The organism is Erwinia sp. CGal63 (genome assembly GCF_037026505.1).
In the GTDB taxonomy this organism is placed as follows: domain Bacteria; phylum Pseudomonadota; class Gammaproteobacteria; order Enterobacterales; family Enterobacteriaceae; genus Erwinia.
This window is the reverse complement of record NZ_JAKUMN010000001.1, coordinates 46,371-64,485: the sequence shown is the minus strand read 5'-3', so window position 1 is coordinate 64,485 and position 18,115 is coordinate 46,371. Positions and strand designations below refer to the sequence as shown.

Annotated in this window: 20 protein-coding genes; 2 read left to right on the top strand and 18 right to left on the bottom strand. The window is 59.3% G+C overall.

Annotated elements, in window-relative coordinates:
- Positions 1-27: 27 nt before the first annotated feature.
- The 6 genes from MKZ79_RS00335 to prmB are packed head-to-tail and all read right to left on the bottom strand — an operon-like array spanning position 28 to position 4,598.
- Entirely contained in the window at positions 28-309 is a 282-nt protein-coding gene (locus MKZ79_RS00335) for a YfcL family protein (RefSeq protein ID WP_336139120.1), read from the bottom strand.
- Positions 310-334: 25 nt separating this feature from the next.
- Positions 335-877, bottom strand: a complete 543-nt coding sequence (locus MKZ79_RS00330) for an elongation factor P hydroxylase (protein ID WP_336139119.1) — start codon at positions 875-877, stop codon at positions 335-337.
- Between the two features lie 49 nt (positions 878-926).
- Positions 927-1,730 carry a sulfite exporter TauE/SafE family protein gene (locus MKZ79_RS00325; RefSeq protein ID WP_336139118.1) on the bottom strand — a complete coding sequence of 268 codons (804 nt, stop codon included), beginning with the start codon at positions 1,728-1,730 and terminating at the stop codon, positions 927-929.
- A 3-nt stretch (positions 1,731-1,733) separates the two neighbouring features.
- Entirely contained in the window at positions 1,734-2,561 is an 828-nt protein-coding gene (mepA, locus tag MKZ79_RS00320) for a penicillin-insensitive murein endopeptidase (protein ID WP_336139117.1), read from the bottom strand.
- 4 nt (positions 2,562-2,565) lie between these two features.
- A complete protein-coding gene (gene aroC, locus MKZ79_RS00315; RefSeq protein WP_336139116.1) occupies positions 2,566-3,651 on the bottom strand; it encodes a chorismate synthase in 1,086 nt (361 codons plus the stop codon).
- 14 nt (positions 3,652-3,665) lie between these two features.
- Positions 3,666-4,598, bottom strand: coding sequence for a 50S ribosomal protein L3 N(5)-glutamine methyltransferase (prmB, locus tag MKZ79_RS00310; protein WP_336139115.1), 933 nt, complete (start codon positions 4,596-4,598; stop codon positions 3,666-3,668).
- Between the two features lie 172 nt (positions 4,599-4,770).
- Between prmB and smrB the strand changes: the two genes are divergently transcribed.
- Complete coding sequence (gene smrB / locus MKZ79_RS00305; protein WP_336139114.1) at positions 4,771-5,322, top strand: endonuclease SmrB; 552 nt, start codon at positions 4,771-4,773, stop codon at positions 5,320-5,322.
- Between the two features lie 81 nt (positions 5,323-5,403).
- Here smrB and sixA read toward each other — a convergent pair whose 3' ends face one another.
- The 4 genes from sixA to MKZ79_RS00285 all read right to left on the bottom strand — a co-directional run bounded on the left by sixA (position 5,404) and on the right by MKZ79_RS00285 (position 9,988).
- A complete protein-coding gene (gene sixA / locus MKZ79_RS00300) occupies positions 5,404-5,886 on the bottom strand; it encodes a phosphohistidine phosphatase SixA (protein ID WP_336139113.1) in 483 nt (160 codons plus the stop codon).
- A gap of 171 nt (positions 5,887-6,057) precedes the next feature.
- On the bottom strand, positions 6,058-8,208 hold the full coding sequence (fadJ, locus tag MKZ79_RS00295; RefSeq protein WP_442897112.1) for a fatty acid oxidation complex subunit alpha FadJ: 2,151 nt from the start codon (positions 8,206-8,208) through the stop codon (positions 6,058-6,060).
- Positions 8,208-9,509 carry an acetyl-CoA C-acyltransferase FadI gene (fadI, locus tag MKZ79_RS00290; RefSeq protein ID WP_336139112.1) on the bottom strand — a complete coding sequence of 434 codons (1,302 nt, stop codon included), beginning with the start codon at positions 9,507-9,509 and terminating at the stop codon, positions 8,208-8,210. Before fadI ends, fadJ begins: the two co-directional genes overlap by 1 nt.
- Positions 9,510-9,691: 182 nt before the next feature.
- Positions 9,692-9,988, bottom strand: coding sequence for a YfcZ/YiiS family protein (locus MKZ79_RS00285; RefSeq protein WP_336139111.1), 297 nt, complete (start codon positions 9,986-9,988; stop codon positions 9,692-9,694).
- Between the two features lie 369 nt (positions 9,989-10,357).
- Here MKZ79_RS00285 and fadL point away from each other — a divergent pair, with 369 nt between their 5' ends.
- Positions 10,358-11,644: a long-chain fatty acid transporter FadL gene (gene fadL, locus MKZ79_RS00280; protein ID WP_336139110.1), complete on the top strand. Its 1,287-nt coding sequence runs from the start codon at positions 10,358-10,360 to the stop codon at positions 11,642-11,644.
- 70 nt (positions 11,645-11,714) lie between these two features.
- On the opposite strand, the gene mlaA is transcribed toward fadL, so the two are convergent.
- Genes mlaA through MKZ79_RS00240 form a run of 8 tightly spaced genes read right to left on the bottom strand, consistent with a single transcriptional unit; the run spans position 11,715 to position 18,077 of the window.
- Positions 11,715-12,476 (bottom strand): phospholipid-binding lipoprotein MlaA, encoded by a 762-nt coding sequence (mlaA, locus tag MKZ79_RS00275; RefSeq protein ID WP_336139109.1) that lies wholly within the window; start codon positions 12,474-12,476, stop codon positions 11,715-11,717.
- A 27-nt stretch (positions 12,477-12,503) separates the two neighbouring features.
- The gene (gene ccmI, locus MKZ79_RS00270) at positions 12,504-13,715 is read right to left on the bottom strand and encodes a c-type cytochrome biogenesis protein CcmI (RefSeq protein WP_336139108.1); all 1,212 of its coding nucleotides are present in this window, start codon (positions 13,713-13,715) and stop codon (positions 12,504-12,506) included.
- Complete coding sequence (locus MKZ79_RS00265; RefSeq protein WP_336139106.1) at positions 13,712-14,164, bottom strand: cytochrome c-type biogenesis protein; 453 nt, start codon at positions 14,162-14,164, stop codon at positions 13,712-13,714. The genes ccmI and MKZ79_RS00265 overlap by 4 nt, the downstream gene beginning before the upstream one ends.
- A complete protein-coding gene (locus MKZ79_RS00260) occupies positions 14,161-14,715 on the bottom strand; it encodes a DsbE family thiol:disulfide interchange protein (RefSeq protein ID WP_336139105.1) in 555 nt (184 codons plus the stop codon). Before MKZ79_RS00260 ends, MKZ79_RS00265 begins: the two co-directional genes overlap by 4 nt.
- A complete protein-coding gene (locus MKZ79_RS00255; RefSeq protein ID WP_336139102.1) occupies positions 14,712-16,667 on the bottom strand; it encodes a heme lyase CcmF/NrfE family subunit in 1,956 nt (651 codons plus the stop codon). The genes MKZ79_RS00260 and MKZ79_RS00255 overlap by 4 nt, the downstream gene beginning before the upstream one ends.
- A complete protein-coding gene (gene ccmE / locus MKZ79_RS00250; protein ID WP_336139101.1) occupies positions 16,664-17,128 on the bottom strand; it encodes a cytochrome c maturation protein CcmE in 465 nt (154 codons plus the stop codon). Before ccmE ends, MKZ79_RS00255 begins: the two co-directional genes overlap by 4 nt.
- Positions 17,125-17,340 carry a heme exporter protein CcmD gene (ccmD, locus tag MKZ79_RS00245; protein ID WP_336139098.1) on the bottom strand — a complete coding sequence of 72 codons (216 nt, stop codon included), beginning with the start codon at positions 17,338-17,340 and terminating at the stop codon, positions 17,125-17,127. Before ccmD ends, ccmE begins: the two co-directional genes overlap by 4 nt.
- A complete protein-coding gene (locus tag MKZ79_RS00240; RefSeq protein WP_336139096.1) occupies positions 17,337-18,077 on the bottom strand; it encodes a heme ABC transporter permease in 741 nt (246 codons plus the stop codon). Before MKZ79_RS00240 ends, ccmD begins: the two co-directional genes overlap by 4 nt.
- Between the last annotated feature and the right edge of the window lie 38 nt (positions 18,078-18,115).

The following is an 18,115-nucleotide window of genomic DNA, read 5'->3' as shown; positions in this document are numbered from 1 at the left end:
TGAGGCGGCGCTACGGCCGCCTGCGGATCAAGAAGGATGGCGCGCCTGCAGGAACAGATTATCCCACATGCCCAGAACCAGTGCCTGGTCGCGCGGCGAAAGCTCACCGGCATGGATGGCGTTTTCCAGGCTGTTCAGCACCTGGATCTGCAGCGCTTCCGGCGTATGCTCGCCAGACTGCTCAATCTCGGCTACCGCCAGCGTCAGATGGCCGCGCAGATAGCCGCTGGCGAAGAGTTCGTCGTCGCTGGCGCTCTCTACCATGTTGTCGATCAGAGCCAGAATACGCGCTTCAAATTCATCAATCATACAATTCCTTATTTACCCTGCTGGCTCAGAGATCTTCCGGCCAGGAAAACTGCGCTGCGGTCAGCGGCGGCGTTGAGTAGTAGCGACCCAGTTCGGCGATAAAGCGGGCTGGCCGTGACGGAATTCCCTTTTCCAGGTGAGCCATTACCTGCGCATGTACCTTGCGCTGGAACGCGATGCGGTCCGGCTCGAAATCGCCATTGAGATTGTCACAACTTACGTTGAAGGGAAAGCCCGCCGCGACACAAAACATCCACTCCAGCGCCTGCGGCTTCACTTCCACCGCCTCAAACTGGCCCTGCGTCATGGCGTCGCGGCCATCGGGACAGTACCAGTAGCCGAAATCCACCTGCTTACGCCGCTCCGCGCCGGCGATGCACCAGTGCGAAATCTCATGCAGCGCGCTGGCGTAGTAGCCGTGAGCGAATACGATACGGTGATAAGGCGTTTCGTCATCGGCGGGCAGATAGATGGGTTCGTCGTCGCCCTTTACCAGACGAGTCTGATAATCGGCGAAAAAGCAGCGGTCGAAAATCTCAATCAGCTGCGGATAGTCGTGAGTCAGCATGGTTCTCTTCTGCAAAAATTCATGTCTTGCGACGCTGAGAGTCAAAAATTCAGCCCGACAGCTGGTGCAGCCAGGCGGAAATCGCCGCGCCGTGGCTGTCGTAGAGCAGCTTAGCGCTCATCACCACGGAAACGGTGACTACCATCGGACGGATCAGCTTTTGTCCTCGGCTCAGCACCAGTCTCGCGCCGAGCCGCGCGCCACAGATGGCGCCGATCAGCATAATCAGGCCGGTGCCCCACACCACTTTGCCGCCGAAGATAAAAAACAGCAGGCCGCCGAGGTTAGAGGTGAAATTAAGTACTTTGGCATGTGCCGTGGACTTCGCCAGGTTAAAGCCGCACAGCGTGACGAAGGCCAGCGCGTAGAAGGAGCCGGCGCCCGGCCCGAAAAAGCCGTCGTAAAAACCGACGCAGCCGCCCGCCACCAGCGCGAACGGCAGACCATGCAGGCGCCGCTGGCGATCTTCTTCGCCGATTTTAGGCATCAACAGAAAATAGAGGCCAATTGAGATAATCAGCAGCGGCAGTACCTGGCGCAGCAGGCCCGGCTGGATATGCTGGATTAGCACCGCGCCGATAATCGAACCGATAAAGGCCATCAGAATATTCAGCCGCTGCGCGCTGAGATCCACCGCTTTACGGCGGATAAAATAGAGGCTGGCGGAGAACGAGCCGCCTACCGACTGCAGCTTGTTGGTGGCCAGCGCCTGGGCCGGAGAGAGTCCGGCCGCCAGCAGCGCCGGCACCGTTAACAGGCCGCCGCCGCCCGCGATGGAATCGATAAACGCGGCCAGTACGGCGATAAAAAACAGCACGCCAAGCAGCAGCGGACTAACGGCAAACCATTCCATTTTTTATTCCTGAAGCTGATGATTATCCAGCAACGCCTGACAAGAAGGCGGCAGCGGCGGCGGCTCGCGCTTCACCGGCGCGCCGGACGGTTTTGGCGGCGCGAACCAGCTTTCCAGCTCCGCGCCGCAGCCGTCGCCCGGCGGCGGCGCTGGCTGATCCTCACACTCCATGCTGCCCACCGGACAGCGCAGACGCACGTGCATATGCGCGCGATGACCAAACCACGGCCGCACCTTGCGCAGCCAGTCGCGATCGCTGCCCGCATCAGCGCAAAGCTGCTTTTTAATCGCCGGATTAACGAAGATGCGCGTTACATCGTCATCTTTCGCCGCCAGTTTAATCAAACTGTCGATCTGCGGCTGCCAGTGGCGCGCCACCACATTTTTGCCGTCTGCCGTCACCAAATCCAGCGGCTGCGGCTTAAGCAGCTGCTGCGGGCTCCAGCGCGTTTTCGGCAATTGCAGCCAGATATCGACGTCCAGCCCGGTCTGGTGGCTGGCGTGACCGCTGCTGAAGCGCCCGCCTGCCGCCATACCCATATCCCCGATCAGCACTTCGCCCAGCTGCAGATTGTGCACCTGCGCGCTGAGCCGCTGAATAAAGAGGATCAGATCGGGATGGCCATAAAAACGACGCTGATCCTGGCGCATCACCTGGTAAGTCGGATCGTTCAGCGGCAGTTCCTGCGCGCCGACGATACAGCCGTTGGCGAAGGAGCCGATCGCCTGCGGCGTGCCGCTTATTGGCTGCCGGATAGATTGCCAGGGCGTCGCCGCCAGAGCGGAAGCGCTGAGCAGCAGGCCGCAAAGCGCGAACAGCGTCTTGTTCATGTTTTTACCAGCGTGGAATAGTGGTCTGTACGTCTGCGTTCTGCCCGCGGTGACGCAGTAAATGATCCATCAGCACAATCGCCATCATCGCTTCGGCGATCGGCACGGCGCGGATCCCTACGCAGGGATCGTGGCGGCCTTTGGTGATCATCTCGGTTTCTTCGCCCTGACGGGTAATGGTGTTGCCCGGCACGGTGATACTGGAGGTCGGTTTCATCGCCAGCGTCGCCAGAATCGGCTGGCCGCTGCTGATGCCGCCGAGGATGCCGCCCGCATGGTTGCTGCTAAAGCCGCCCGCGCGGATTTCGTCGCGATGTTCGCTGCCGCGCTGGGTGACCACGGCAAAACCGTCGCCAATCTCCACGCCTTTCACCGCGTTAATGCTCATCAGCGCGTGGGCCAGATCGGCGTCCAGTCGGTCGAATACCGGTTCGCCCAGGCCGACCGGCACGTTTTCCGCCATCACGGAAACTTTTGCGCCGATTGAATCGCCCTCTTTTTTCAGCGCGCGCATCAGCTCGTCCAGCGCCTCGATTTTAGAAGGATCGGGGCAGAAAAATGGGTTCTGCTCAACCTGCTCCCAGTCTTTCAGCTCGCAGGCTACGTCGCCGATCTGCGCCAGGTAGCCGCGCACTTTCACGCCGTGCTTTAGCGCCAGATATTTTTTGGCGATAGCGCCGGCCGCTACGCGCATCGCGGTTTCGCGCGCCGACGAGCGTCCACCGCCGCGGTAGTCGCGCAGGCCATATTTTTGCTCATAGGTATAGTCGGCATGGCCAGGACGAAACAGATCTTTGATTGCGCCGTAGTCCTGCGAACGCTGATCGGTGTTTTCAATCAGCAGGCCGATGCTGGTGCCGGTAGTAACGCCTTCAAACACGCCGGAGAGGATTTTTACCTGATCCGGCTCGCGACGCTGAGTGGTGTAGCGCGAAGTGCCGGGACGACGGCGATCAAGATCGTGCTGCAGATCGGCTTCCGTCAGGGGAATGCCGGGCGGCACGCCGTCGACGATACAGCCCAACGCCAGTCCATGAGATTCGCCAAAAGTGGTGACGCGGAATAACTGTCCAATCGTATTGCCTGCCATTAAGACCTCTTAGCTTAATCTTTATAAATGGAGAAGTGGTGCTGCGCGTCGATCAGCTGCTGACGGGTCAGCATAAAGACGCCGTCGCCGCCGTTGGCGAATTCCAGCCAGGTGAAAGGCACATCGGGATACTGTTCGATCATATGCACCATGCTGTTGCCCACTTCGCAGATCAGCACGCCCTCTTCGCTCAGGTAGTCCGGCGCGCAGGCCAGAATGCGACGCGCCAGCTTCAGCCCGTCGCGGCCCGCCGCCAGTCCCAGCTCCGGCTCGTGACGATACTCATCCGGCAGGTCGTCCATATCTTCTTCATCCACATAAGGCGGATTAGTGACGATCAGATCGTAAGGGGTTTTCGGCAGCTCGCGGAACAGATCGGCGCGAATCGGCGTAACCTGGTGATCCATACCGTGGGCGGCGATGTTTTGTTCGGTGACGGCCAGCGCGTCCGCTGAGATATCCACGGCGTCCACTTCCGCTTCCGGGAAGGCGTAGGCACAGGCAATAGCGATACAGCCGCTGCCGGTACACATATCCAGAATATGTTTCGGCTCATGCGAAATCAGCCCCGCGAAGCGATCGTTGATCAGCTCGCCGACAGGCGAACGCGGCACCAGCACGCGCTCGTCCACATAGAACTCGTGACCACAGAACCAGGCTTTATTGGTCAGGTAGGCGACAGGAAGGCGCTCGTTGATGCGACGAATAACCCGTTCGACAATGCGGTGGCGCTCGCTGGAAGTCAGCCGCGCGGCGCGCATATCTTCCGGGATGTCCAGCGGCAGCCAGAGCGTCGGCAGCACCAGCTGTACGGCTTCGTCCCAGGGATTGTCGGTGCCGTGGCCGTACCAGATATCCGCGGCCGCAAACCGGCTAACCGTCCAGCGCAGCATATCCTGGATGGTATGCAGCTCACTGACTGCCTCATCAACGAAAATTTTGTCCAAAATGCCCTCCACAGGCCAAACTCAACTCGGCAGCTAGTTTGCCATGAAGCTGACGAGAATCCAGCGCGCAGGCGTGAAAAAACTGACATTTGTTTATTTGCGGGGAGCAGACAGGGTAAACTTGCAAATATATTGCTAAAAATCCCGCCGCCGCGCGCCGCCCGAGGAAAAAATGAGTAAAAAACAGCCCCTGAGCGCCGAAGATGAAGCGCTGTTTCGTGGATTGATGACCGGCACCCGCAGGCTGGCTCAGGACACTATTGTCCATAAGCCGGCGCGCAAAAAATTTTCGCAGGTGCCGCAAAAACGCCTGCTTTCAGAGCAGATGGACAACAGCCACTATTTTTCCGATGAGTTTCAACCTCTGCTCTCGGCGGAAGGCCCGGTGCGCTATGTCAGAAGCGATGTCAGCCACTATGAGCTGAAGAAGCTGCGGCGCGGCGACTACACGCCGGAAATCTTTCTGGATTTGCACGGCCTGACGCAGAAGCAGGCCAAAGAGGAGCTGGGCGCGCTGATTGCGGCCTGCCGTCGCGAGCATATTTTTTGCGCCAGCGTGATGCACGGTCACGGCAAGCATGTGCTCAAGCAGCAGACGCCGCTGTGGCTGGCGCAGCATCCGATGGTGATGGCTTTTCATCAGGCGCCGAAGCTGTTCGGCGGCGACGCCGCGCTGCTGGTGCTGATTGAAGTGGAAGAGTGGCAGCCGCCGGAACTGCCTTAGAGAGGAGTCAGGCTATCCGACCCGCGTTGAGAAGCGGCAGCCGCTACAGCTGCCCGCAACGAGATCGGTATCCTCGGCAAACTACATCGCTTTTGCCAGCCGCCTCGGGCTGACCTGCCACTCGAGCTTGCCGCAGCCGCTCTCGGCGTCCAGCGTGACGCTGGCGATAGCGGAAGTAGCGAACATCGGCGGCGCTTCCTGCGGGCAGAGTTCGGAAACCAGATAGCCCACCAGCGGCAGATGAGAGATCACCAGCACCGCTTTCACGCCCTCTTTCGCCAGCGCCTGCAGGTAGCAAGCCACCAGGCCTGGATCGCCGCCGGGCGTCAGCTCGGCCAGCACTTCCGGTTCCGCAGGCAGGATCAGCGCTTCACGCACTGTGGAAAGCGTCTGCCCGGCCCGAAGGTAAGGACTCACCAGCACCCGATCGATATCGGGTTTCTGTCCGTTAAGCCAGCCCGCCATCTGTCTTGACTCGTCGCAGCCGCAAAGAGTCAAAGGTCTTACCGCATCACTGGCTGCATCCAGTGCCGCATCGCCGTGACGCATAATGAAAACTTGCATATCGCACCGCTGTTATTAAACATAAACGCCGGGTAAAACGCGTTGCCCGACTCTTCACTCTGTGAATGAACGCTGTGTTGTACCCTAATGCCCGAAGGCAAGTCAACCGATTGTTTACTAAATAACCGCCCGTTAACCAGCGGTTGCCAGCCGGTTTTCACAGCGCCTGATTTAACCCGTTGAAACAGGCTGGGTATTCGCCTTACTTAACGTTTTGTAAAAGGTTTCTCCCGTTTGCGCCATTTTTCGCAGCCGCTCGCAGGGCGTAAAGCGCGCCCCCAAACTTTGCGAAAGCTGCTCCAGCTGCGCCACTATCCGCTCCGCGCCCAGCCTGTCCATATAATGGAACGGGCCGCCTAAAAACGGCGGAAAACCGATGCCGAACACCGCGCCAATATCGCCGTCGCGCGCGCTGCGAATGACCTCTTCGTCAAAAGCCCTGGCCGCCTCGTTCAGCAGCATCATGACACAGCGTCGGGCGATGATCTCCTTGCCCAGCCGCGCCTTCGGCTGCAGGTTCAGCAAGCGGTAAACTGACGCGTCCGGCTGTTTTTTACCACCGGGCCTGTCGTAACGATAAAATCCCCGACCGTTTTTTTTCCCTTTCCGGTTATCGTTAAGGATAGCGTCCAGCGCGGGCGGCGCCTGAAAACGCTCGCCCCAGGCTTTTTCCAGCACTGGCGAAATATGCGCGCCCGTATCAATACCGACCTCGTCCAGCAGCTGGATCGGCCCTACAGGAAAGCCGAAGTCCATCAGCGCCTCGTCGATATTTTCTATCGGTTCGCCTTCTAACAGGCAGAGCAGCGCCTCGTTGATGCAGGGCGTAAGGATCCGGTTCACATAAAATCCGGCGCGATCCGCCACTACTATCGGCGTTTTTCCCTGCAGCTTCGCCAGCTTTACCGTGGTGGCGACGGTTTGCGCGCTGGTTTGCGCGTGAGGGATCACCTCAACCAGCGGCATTTTGTCAACCGGGCTGAAATAGTGCAGGCCGATAATGTTTTCGGGCCGGCGGGCATGGGCGGCGATATCGCTAATCGGCAGCGAAGAGGTATTGGAGGCGAAAATCGTGGTCGGCGAGGCGTTGGCTTCGACTTCCGCTACCATCTTCTGCTTGAGAAAGAGATCTTCAAACACCGCTTCGATCACCAGATCGCGATGGCGAAACCCCTGGTAATCCAGAGCGCCGCTTATCAGGGCCATCTGCCGCTGGCGCTGCCCTGCCGTCAGGTGGCGGCGTTCGACCTTTTTGCTTAGTAGATCCCAACTATATTTCAGCGCGTGATTAATGCCCTCCGGCCGAATATCTTTGATGCGCACCGGCAGGTTGCCGCGACAGGCGGTGACGTAAGCGATGCCGCCGCCCATTAGTCCGCCGCCCAGCACGCCGATCGTTTTCAACTCGACCGGCGCGGCTTCGGCGCCGCGATCGCTCTTAATTTGCGTGGTCGCAAAAAAGAGGCCGCGCAGCGCAACGGATTCCGGCGACATCGCCAGCTCGCCGAAGGCTTTCGCTTCGGCGGCGTAGCCCGCGCTGCGACCATGCTGTAGCCCGGTACGTACCACCGAAAGAATTTTGCGCGTGGCGGGATAGTTGCCGCGGGTTTTCGCCTCCGCGCTTTTAGCCGCCTGTTTAAAAAGCAGAGCGCGACCTAAAGGCGCATTGAGCAGGCGCTCGCGCAGCGGCAGGCTTTTGCGCGGCTGCCGTCCTTTGCGCACCATTTCCGCCGCCGTTTCCAACAGGATGGTCTGCGGTACGGCCTCCTCCACCAGTCCCAGTTTTAAGGCCTGCTTAGCGCGCAGCGTTTTACCGGTCAGTATCAGCTCCAGCGCGCGCGAGGCGCCAATCAGCCGCGGCAGCCGCTGCGTACCGCCAGAGCCGGGCAGCAGGCCCAGCTGCACCTCCGGCAGTCCAAGCTGCGTTTTTTCATCCAGCGTGCAGACGCGCTGATGACAGGCGAGCGCCAGCTCAAGCCCGCCGCCAAGACAGGCGCCGTGGATAGCCGCCACTACCGGAAAAGGCAGAGCCGCGATCTCCGCCATGACTTTTTGTCCCTGCCGCGCCAGCGCCGCCGCCTCTTCCGCCGAGCGGCAGCCGGCGATCATAGTGATGTCCGCGCCGGCGATAAAAGAGTCCGGCTTACCGGAAATCAACACCAGCCCGACCAGCTGCGGCTGGCGGCGAGCCTGGGCGATAACCTCCCGAATCTGCCCGACGAATTCCGCTTTCAGCGTATTCAGTTTTTCACCTGGCACATCGAAAGTGACTACGCCGACATTGTCCGCGCGCAGCTCGAAGGTAAATGCGGATTTCGTCATTATTCCGCCTCCAGAACCATGGCCGCGCCCAGACCGCCCGCGGCGCAGGCGGTAACCAGTCCCAGACCGCCGCCGCGACGACGCAGCTCATATAATGTCTGGGTGATCATCCGCGCGCCGGTCGCGGCAAAAGGATGGCCGTAAGCGATAGAGCCGCCCAGCACGTTGAATTTTTCTTCGTCCACTTCGCCCAGCGCGCGCGGCCGATTAAGGACTTCGCGCGCGAATCTCTCATCAGCGAACATTTTAAGGTTAGCCAGCGTCTGCGCCGCAAAAGCCTCATGCATATCGATTAGCGTCAAATCCTGTAAGTTGATGCCTGCCCTGTCGAGCGCCAGCGGCGAAGCCCAGGCCGGGCCGAGCAGCATATCCTCCTGCACGCCGATCGCGGTGAAAGCGTAGCTACGCAGATAGCCGAGCGGCTCAATGCCAAGCTCTCTGGCTTTGTTCTCCGTCATCATCACCACAGCGGCGGCGCCGTCGGTCAGCGGCGTGCTGTTGGCCGCGGTGACGGTACCGTGTTTACGGTCAAAAGCGGGTCGTAGCCTGGCGTAGTCTTTCAGGCTGGAGTGCAGCCGCACATTATTGTCCTGCTGTAATGGCGCGCGCCACGGCGGCGCCCAGGTTGTCATCACTTCCTGCGCCAGACTGCCCTCTTGCCAGGCTTTCGCGGCGCGCTGGTGCGAGCGATGCGCCAGCGCGTCCTGCTGTTCGCGCGTGATACCGTAGCTTTTCGCCATCTGTTCGGCGGTGTCGCCCATGCGCAGCCCGGTGGAATATTCCGCCACGGCTGGCGGTACAGGCAGTAGATCGCGCGGGCGAAGCTGGCTGAGCAGCCGGAGTTTTTGCGGCAGGGAGCGGGCTTTGCTGAGATCGACCAGCACGCGGCCCAGCTTTTTGCTGACGCCGATAGGCAGTACGGAGGCGGAATCGGCACCGCCTGCGATCCCGGCCTGAATGGTGCCGGCCAGCAGGCTTTCGGCCACGTTGGCGACCGCCTGAAAGCTGGTGGCGCAGGCGCGGCTGACGCTGTAGGCGTCGGTGCGCACGCTCAGGGCGGTGCCCAGTACGATTTCGCGCGCAATATTAGGCGCTTCGGGCATCTGGATAACCTGACCAAACACCAGCTGTTCGATGCTTTCCGGTGGAATATCGCTGCGTATCAGCAGCTCGCTGACCAGCATCCGGCCCAGCTCAAGCGCCGGGATCTCCTGTAGCGCCGTGGCCTGGCGGGCGAAAGGCGTACGTAAGCCGTGCGTTATCGCTATGCGTTGACCCTGAGGCGTCAGTAGGGGTTTCATTATTCACCTGTAAAAATCGGCGGCTTCATTGCCAAAAGAGGTCTGACCTGTTTATTGTTAACCAGATTTTTACATTTTGCATAATGCGGAAAAGAAATTTGCGAGGAGAGCCACGATTCCGGGAACCATGAGCGGGCCTGGCCCACTCATTTTTAGCAAAACCCGGCGTGGCTGGTGGGCGATTAGCGCAGCCCCAGCTGGAAAATCAGGGTTTCCGCCTGGCAGCTAAAGGTGAAGTCCGCGTCCAGCTGCACGCCGTCCGGCTTCTCTTCGAAACGGCCGATGATATCGCACGGCTCCGATTCCACCTGACGGGCTTTTTCGATCAGCTGCTGCAGCGCGGCCTCTGCCTGCTGGCGATTTTCATACAGATGACGCCAGGTGGCGGTGCAATCGGTATTGTCCATGATGGTGCCGACATCCACACAGCAGCAGGCTGCGGTTTCGCTGGCGCTGCATTTATTAATGGCATGAGTCATAAGATCCTCCGGTTAACGGCCGCTAAGGGCACGGGCTCAAGGTGACATTTTTATTTTACGCCTGCCCTGTTTTCCTGTCCGACAATTCAGTGAATAAGCGCCGTCAGGCAGCGAAAATCTACGGTAAATTTGATCTAAAACAGGCTAGACTCAGTGCGATCTAACGCTATACACAGGATTTTGTTAAGCAGATCGCTTTTTATTGATCAATTTAGAAATATCAGTAAAACAATATTGCAACAAAAACAGAATGCGGACCTATACTGGGGCCACTGGTCTGATTAGTTAGCTCTCTTTCAGCCCCTCTGTAGCGTCCGGCCGTTACCTGAGTAGCGGTTTTGATAAAAATCAGATAAAGAGGTTATGGTCATGAACCATAAAAACCTGTTGGCAAAGTCTGCTCTCGCAGGCGCAGTGGCCATTGTTTCTTCCCATGCTTTCGCAGCTGGCTTTCAACTGAATGAGTTTTCCGCCGCCGGTCTGGGCCGCGCCTACTCCGGCGAGGGCGCAATGGGTGATACCGCCGCCTCCGCCAGCCGCAACCCGGCGACGATGGCGCTGATGGATCGCCCGATGTTCTCTGTCGGCGCGGTGTTTATCGATCCTGGCGTGAGCATCGACGGCACCAGCAGCCTCAGTGGCCGCAGCCTGAATGCCGATAATATTGCGCCTACGCAGTGGGTTCCCAATATTCATTATGTGCAGCCGCTGAACGATCAATGGTGGCTCGGCGCTTCCGCCACCTCTAATTACGGACTGGCGACGGAATTTAATAATAATTATGTTGCCGGCCCTTATGCCGGTAAAACCGATCTGCAAACCGCGAATTTCAACCTGAGTACGGCTTATCGTCTGAACCAGCACTTTAGCTTCGGCCTTGGTTTCGATGCCGTTTACGCGCGGGCGAAAATTGAACGCTACGCTGGCGAAGCGGGCAGCGCGCTCGGCTTTCCGGCCGACACGCAAATTGCCCATCTGAAAGGCGATGAATGGGGCTATGGCTGGAACGCCGGCATTCTGTATGAAGTGGATCAGAACAACCGCTTCGGCTTTACCTATCGTTCGGAAGTGAAAGTCGATTTTGACGGCGACTATAAGAGCAGCGTTCCGGGCTATATCAACCCGATTAATCAGGCTCGTAACCTCGGCCTGCCTTACGGCACCAGCGGGTCAACCATTCCGGGCGCGCTGACGCTGAATCTGCCGGAGATGTGGGAAATTTCTGGTTATCATAAGGTCGCGCCGCAGTGGGCCGTGCACTACAGCATGACCTACACCAGCTGGAGCCAGTTCCAGGAGCTGAAAGCGACCGGCAGCAATGGCCAGACGCTGTTCTATAAGGACGAGAGCTATAAAGACGCGTACCGTATCGCGCTCGGCACCTCTTACTTCTATGACGACAGCTGGACTTTCCGCGCCGGTATCGCGTTTGACGACAGCCCGGTTCCGGCCGACAAGCGCTCGATTTCGATCCCCGATCAGGATCGTCTGTGGCTGAGCACCGGCGCAACTTACGCCTTTAATCAGGATGCTTCGGTAGACCTCGGACTTTCTTATATGCATGGCCAGCACGTGACCATTGAAGAAGGCCCTTATACTTTCCGCTCCACCGGCAAAGCCTGGCTTTACGGCGCGAACTTTAACTATAAGTTCTGATTTAACGCCAAAAAGCAAAAAGGCCCGTTTCGGGCCTTTTTTTACGTCTTGTCGACGGCGCTGTCGGAAATTACTCCGCGTCGATGTCGTCCAGGTCGCCCTGAATAGCGGCGGCGTTCGGGTTTTCCTGCGGAATTAACTTGCCGTCGCTGGCAAGAAAATCGTGGCGCTGGAAATAGGCCGCACGCATAAAGGCGTAAGGATCTTTGGAGTTGCGCAGAATAGCGTCGGAATCCAGCAGCTGCGCGCGAGTTTCCACGCCTTCCAGCGCCCATTTGCCGGCGGTCATCCACCAGGTCAGCCAGCTCAGCGGCGCATAAAGGTTGTCGACCATGCCGCCCACATCTTCACGCGGCGTAAAGCTGCCGTAGCCCGGTAGCTGCACGTAGGTGCCGTAGCCAACGCCATAGTTGCCGAGCGTGCTGCCGAAGCGGCGCGGCTCTTCCTTTGCCAGCGTTGGATTCGCCATGCCGGCCACGTCGATAAAGCCGCCCAGCCCCAGAATGGTGTTCAGGAAGAAGCGGTTAAAGTGGATCATCGCTTTATAAGGCTTGCCCTCGATGAAATAGTTCACCATCGTCGAAGGCTCGCTCAGGTTGCCGAGGAAGTTGCTCAGACCGCTGCGCGCGGGCACCGGCACATAGTCGCGCCAGGCGACGGCCACAGGGCGAATGACATAAGGATCCAGCACGTTGTAATTAAAATCGAACATGGTGCGGTTGAAGCCTTCCAGCGGATCGGAGCGCCCCTGAGGTTCATCCGCCGTCGGTGAACTGGCGCAGCCAATCAGCAGAACGCTGGCCAGCGCCACGCCCGTTATGCGGTAGTTCATCTCTCTCTCCCTGTTAAATAAAGCCGACTACGGCTGCTGTTGGTTAATCTCAACGGCCAGCTGCTGTTGACCATTAAAAGGCGTGACCGGGCTGACGCCGAACCAGTCGCCGCTCTGCGGGTTAGCGCTGCCGTCGCGGGAGATGCGCACGCGCACCTGCAGCTGATGCTGCGCGGAAAGCAGACGTTCCGGCATCATAGCGTTGCTGTCATCCAGCGTCAGCGAAAGCGGAAAATGGCTCAGCGGCACTCTTTTCACCGCTACCGGCACCTTAGAGACGCCGTCGGAAACGGAAATATAGAGCACGCCGCCTGCGGAGAGCTGTTTCTCCGCACTTTGCGCCAGCGTTACCGTCAGCGCCAGACGGCTGGTTTGCCCGCCCGACTCGGTTTTAGCCTGCTCGATGCTGCGGCGGATCATCTCCACCCGCTTATCGTCGGCTGGTAACAATTGTAACATCTTTTGCCAGGTCGCTGTGGCCTCCGCATAGCGCTGCTGGCTAAAAGCATTAAATGCCAACAGGCTAAGGATGCGGATATTATCGCCATCGTTTTTGATCATTTCATTAAGCATCGCCGTGGCCTGGCGATTGTCCTGCGGATCCTGCGATCGCGTCAGGGCATCAGCATAGCTTAGCTTTACTTCCGGATCCTGCGGGGAAAGCTGCATGGCGCGGCGGAAAGCCTGGGTCGCGGTGGCGCCGTTGTTCAGCACCATACCGATGCGTCCCAGCATCAGCCAGTCGCTCACGTTACGCGGATCGCTTTGCAGCGAGGTGCGAACGCCCAGCCCAAGCCGGGCAAGCTGCTCGATGGTCAGCGGCTTCGCCTGCGGGTCCATCAGCTGCGCGCGCAGCGCCGGCAGTTCATTATTTACCTGCTGCCAGGCGAGCACCTGCGCAAAACCGCCGGTTTTAAAATAGAGCCCCAGACTGACCAGAATCAGCGCCAGCACGCCGGGCAACAGCACCCAGCGGCTGACGGCGCGTTCGCGGCTCGGCTCCTGCGGCGGAATATCCAGCAGCAGCGTCTGCTGCAGTTCGCGGATCATTTCCGCTCGCTCCGCCACTACGCCCTGCTCTTCATCCTGCTGCAGTTCCTCCAGCCGCTGCTGGTAAAACGTTTTGTTCAGCGTATCGCGATCCGCCGCTGGCAAAGCACGGCCGCGGCCTCCCGCTATCAGCAGCAGCGCGCTGGCGGCAACCAGCAGCGCCAGAACGGTGAGCCAGAATTCACTCATGGTTGCTTCCTGTTGTTTAACAGCGCGTCAAGCCGCGCCTGCTGCTCCGCATCCAGCGTGGCGCCGGTGCGTTTTCTGCTGCGCAGGATAATCACCAGCGCGCCTGCCACCACGAACAGCACCGGGCCAGCCCATAAAATCAGCGTGGAGGCCATGACCGGCGGTTCATAGGTGACAAAATTGCCGTAGCGCGCCACCATCCAGGCTTTGATCTGCTGCGGCGTCTGGCCGCTCTGCAGCAGCTCATAAACCTTCAGGCGCATATCGGCAGCGATCATCGCGTTGGAGTCGGCGATACTGTTGTTCTGACACTTGGGACAGCGCAGCGATTCCGTCAGGTGGCGATACTGCTGCTCCTGCGCCACCGAAGAGAATTTATAAGTGTCGATGTTGTCCGCCAGCGCGCCGAAAGAGAAGATCATCGTGGCGAGTAATAAAATCCATTTCATGTGCCTGCCTCCTTGCTGTATTTATCCCATAATGGCTTCACTTCGCTGTTCCATACCCGGTCGTTCATATCCCCGGCGTGGCGATAGCGAATAATCCCTTTGCCATCGATTAAAAAAGTTTCCGGTGCGCCATAGACGCCCAAATCCAGCCCCAGCATACCGTCGCCATCATAGAGACTCAACGCGTAAGGATTGCCCAGCGAATTGAGCCAGTTGACGGCTTTGGCGCGATCATCTTTATAGTTCAGCCCCACGACGCGAATGCCCTGTACCGCCAGTGAGTTGAGATACTGATGCTCGGCACGGCAGGTCGGACACCAGGTCGCCCAGACGTTCAGCAGGATCGGTTTACCGTCGCGCAGTACCGACTGGTCGTAGATTTTGCCGGGCCTTTCCAGCGATTCCAGCCTAAACACCGGCACCGGTTTGCCGACCAGCGCCGACTCCAGCTTTGTGGGATCGTCGCCGTTAGCGTTGCGGGTCAGCTGCCACATCAGCGCGGCGGCCAGCAGCAGAAACAGCGCCAGCGGAAGATAGAGCGTTTTTTTCATGCGGGCTCCTTCTGCGCTTTTTTACGCGAACGATAGCGCGGGTCGAGCAGGCACAAAATGCCGCCAACCGCCATAAAGACGCCGCCGAACCAGATCCAGCGGACAAAAGGTTTGTAGTAGATGCGCACGGCCCAGGAGTCGTTGTCCAGCTGTTCGCCCAGCGCCGCGTAAAGGTCGCGCGTGAAGCCGCCGTCGATCGCCGCTTCGGTCATCATGGTGTGCGCCACGCTGTAGTAGCGCTTTTCGGCGCGCAGCGTCGCTTCATGTTTGCCGTTACGCGTTACGTCAATAATGCCGACGCCGCCCGAGTAGTTGGCGCCCTCAAGGTTGCGCACGTCGCGGAAAATAAAGTGATAGTTATGGATATCGACCGTGTCGCCCGCGCGCATACGCACGTCGCGCTCCACGCTGTAATTCTGGCTAAAGGCGATGCCGATCACGGTGACGGCGACGCCAAGATGGCCCAGCACCATGCCCCAGTGGCTGCGCGAGAGATGGCGCAGACCGGCGAAAAAGCGATGGCGATGGGTGGCGCGCTCGTGCAGCTCCATCAGCGTCAGGAAGATTACCCACAGCGACATCAGCAAGCCGACCACCGTCATCGCTTCGATGCGATCCTGCATCAGCCACGGCAGCAGAACAGAGAGCGCCAGCGTGACGATCAGCGCCACGCCCAGACGCTTCCAGAGCTTTTGCGGCTCGTCGCGGCGCCAGCGTACCAGCGGGCCGATACCCAGCAGCAGCGCCATCGGCGCCATCAGCCAGGTGAACAGCGTGTTGAAGAAAGGCTCGCCGATAGAGATGCTGCCCAGGCCAAGCTGCTTATGCACCAGCGGCAGCAGCGTGCCCAGCAGCACCACCAGCATGGCGGCAATCAATAGAATGTTATTGCCGAGCAGAAAGGATTCGCGCGACCAGAGTTCGTTCTGTACGCGGCCACGCACCTTGCTGCCTTTGATGGCGTAAAGCAGCAGCGAGCTGCCGATAACGATCACCAGGAAGGCCAGGATAAACATGCCGCGCGCCGGATCGGAGGCGAAAGAGTGCACCGAAATCAACACGCCCGAACGCACCAGGAAAGTGCCGAGCAGGCTGAGTGAAAACGCGGTTATCGCCAGCAGCACCGTCCAGGCTTTAAAGGTGCCGCGCTTTTCCGTCACCGCCAGTGAGTGGATCAGCGCCGTGCCCGCCAGCCACGGCATAAAGGAGGCGTTTTCCACCGGATCCCAGAACCACCAGCCGCCCCAGCCAAGCTCATAGTAGGCCCAGGCCGAGCCCAGCACGATGCCGATGGTCAGAAATACCCAGGCCGCCGTGGTCCAGGGACGCGACCAGCGCGCCCAGGCGGTGTCCAGCCGACCGGTCATCAGCGAGGCGATGGCAAAGGCGAAGGCCACGGAGAAGCCGACATAGCCCATGTAGAGCAGCGGCGGATGGAAAATCAGGCCGATATCCTGCAGCATCGGGTTGAGATCGCTGCCGTCGATGGGGAAATCGGGCAGCGTGCGCGTAAAGGGGTTCGAGGTCAGAGTGATAAACAGCAGGAAGCCCAGGTTAATCATACCCATTACCGCCAGCACGCGGGCCACGGAATCCAGCGGCATCGCGCGGCTGAACAGCGCCACTGCCAGCGTCCAGGTGCTGAGCAGCAGCAGCCACAGCAGCAGCGATCCTTCATGCGCGCCCCAGGTTGCCGCAATGCGGTAGTAGACCGGCAGCAAGGTGTTGGAGTTGGTTGCCACATAAGCGACGCTGAAGTCGTTAACGACAAAAGCGTGAACCAACACGGCGAAAGCGGCCAGCACGCAGGCAAACAGCGCATAGCTCAGCGGTCTGGCCAGCCCCATCAGCCGCGTGTCCTGACGCGCCGCGCCCCATAGCGGATAGATGCTCAGCAGCAGCGCCAGCGCCACGCCCAGAGCAAGCAGAAAACTGCCAATTTCCGGCATCATGGCTGGTTTACCGCCATTTTATGATTCTTCTTCATCGCATCCTCAATTTCTGGCGGCGTATATTTTTCGTCATGCTTTGCCAGGACTTCTTTAGCTTCTATCAGGTTGCCCGGCTGCAGCACGCCCTGCGCCACCACGCCCTGCCCTTCCCGGAACAGATCCGGCAGGATGCCGAGATAGCTGACGCTCACTACGCCGTTGGCGTCGTAGAGCTTAAAGGAAACCTGTAACGTATTGGGATCGCGTTTGACGCTGCCGGGCATCACCATGCCGCCAACGCGCAGACGCTGGCCCGGCGTCGGTTTTTCCAGAGTTTCGCCTTTGCCGTTCAGGATTTCGCTGGGGGTATAAAACAGATCGATGTTGGAACGCAGCGCGTACATTACCAGCGCGGTCGCCAGCCCCAGGCCGGCCAGAATCGTAATCGCCACAAGCAGACGATTTCTGCGACGGGTATTCACTTAACAGCTCCCTGTTTTTTCAATTTGGCCGCGGTAATGCGGCGTTCCCGCGACTCGCGCTGACGGATATCGGCCAGCAGCCGATAACGGGTGACGATCGTATGCCCAATCAGCGCGCCCAGCGCGATCAGCGTGCAGCCGACGGCAAGCCAGACGTAGAAGGCGTAGCCGCCCATTGCCCAAAAGGCCTGCCAGGATGAGAAAGCCGTCATGAGCGCGCTCCTTTTTCCGCCACTTCTTTTACCCAGGGACGATGACGCTCGCTGAACAGCAGCAGGTTACGCAGGCGCATTAGCGTCAGCGAGATAAACAGCAGCCAGAAGCCCGCTATCGCCCAGCGCAGCGGCGTGCGCATCGAAGGCGCGATAGCCTGTTGCAGCATACCGGACGATCCCTGATGCAGCGTGTTCCACCACTGTACCGAATAGTGAATGATTGGCAGATTAACCACGCCAACCAGGATTAAAATCCCGGCCGCGCGGCCCGCCATGCGGCGATCGTCAAAGGCGTTATAGAGCGCGATGACGCCCATGTAGAGAAACAGCAGCACCAGTTCCGACGTCAGACGCGCGTCCCAAATCCACCAGGTTCCCCACATCGGCTTGCCCCAGGCAGAGCCGGTTACCAGCGCGATAAAGGCAAAAACCGCGCCGACCGGCGCCATCGCGGCAGCGGCGAGATCGGCTGTTTTCCACTGCCAGACCAGACCGGTAAAAGCGGCGACCGCCATAGCGGCATAGATGCCCATCGACCACATCGCGGCGGGAACGTGAATATAGATAATGCGATAGCTGTCGCCCTGCTGATAGTCCGCCGGCGCGAAGCCAAATCCCCAAATCCATCCGGTGGCGAGCGCGACAGCGGCCGCCGTTGCAAACCAGGGCAGTAGCCGACCGCAGAGTCGATAAAGCCGGTCCGGCTTCGCTAACTGGTGTAACCATTTCCACATAGTTCAAGTGCTCATATAAAAAAGAAAAGCGTTTGTTC

Coding starts and splice junctions, on each gene's coding strand:
- fadL (WP_336139110.1), top strand. CDS start 10,358: ATGAACCATAAAAACCTGTTGGCAAAGTCTGCTCTCGCAGGCGCAGTG.
- mepA (WP_336139117.1), bottom strand. CDS start 2,561: ATGAACAAGACGCTGTTCGCGCTTTGCGGCCTGCTGCTCAGCGCTTCC.
- MKZ79_RS00330 (WP_336139119.1), bottom strand. CDS start 877: ATGCTGACTCACGACTATCCGCAGCTGATTGAGATTTTCGACCGCTGC.
- MKZ79_RS00265 (WP_336139106.1), bottom strand. CDS start 14,164: ATGAAATGGATTTTATTACTCGCCACGATGATCTTCTCTTTCGGCGCG.
- ccmI (WP_336139108.1), bottom strand. CDS start 13,715: ATGAGTGAATTCTGGCTCACCGTTCTGGCGCTGCTGGTTGCCGCCAGC.
- MKZ79_RS00255 (WP_336139102.1), bottom strand. CDS start 16,667: ATGATGCCGGAAATTGGCAGTTTTCTGCTTGCTCTGGGCGTGGCGCTG.
- MKZ79_RS00335 (WP_336139120.1), bottom strand. CDS start 309: ATGATTGATGAATTTGAAGCGCGTATTCTGGCTCTGATCGACAACATG.
- aroC (WP_336139116.1), bottom strand. CDS start 3,651: ATGGCAGGCAATACGATTGGACAGTTATTCCGCGTCACCACTTTTGGC.
- fadI (WP_336139112.1), bottom strand. CDS start 9,509: ATGAAACCCCTACTGACGCCTCAGGGTCAACGCATAGCGATAACGCAC.
- MKZ79_RS00325 (WP_336139118.1), bottom strand. CDS start 1,730: ATGGAATGGTTTGCCGTTAGTCCGCTGCTGCTTGGCGTGCTGTTTTTT.
- fadJ (WP_442897112.1), bottom strand. CDS start 8,208: ATGACGAAATCCGCATTTACCTTCGAGCTGCGCGCGGACAATGTCGGC.
- ccmD (WP_336139098.1), bottom strand. CDS start 17,340: ATGACGGCTTTCTCATCCTGGCAGGCCTTTTGGGCAATGGGCGGCTAC.
- MKZ79_RS00260 (WP_336139105.1), bottom strand. CDS start 14,715: ATGAAAAAAACGCTCTATCTTCCGCTGGCGCTGTTTCTGCTGCTGGCC.
- MKZ79_RS00285 (WP_336139111.1), bottom strand. CDS start 9,988: ATGACTCATGCCATTAATAAATGCAGCGCCAGCGAAACCGCAGCCTGC.
- smrB (WP_336139114.1), top strand. CDS start 4,771: ATGAGTAAAAAACAGCCCCTGAGCGCCGAAGATGAAGCGCTGTTTCGT.
- MKZ79_RS00240 (WP_336139096.1), bottom strand. CDS start 18,077: ATGTGGAAATGGTTACACCAGTTAGCGAAGCCGGACCGGCTTTATCGA.
- mlaA (WP_336139109.1), bottom strand. CDS start 12,476: ATGAACTACCGCATAACGGGCGTGGCGCTGGCCAGCGTTCTGCTGATT.
- sixA (WP_336139113.1), bottom strand. CDS start 5,886: ATGCAAGTTTTCATTATGCGTCACGGCGATGCGGCACTGGATGCAGCC.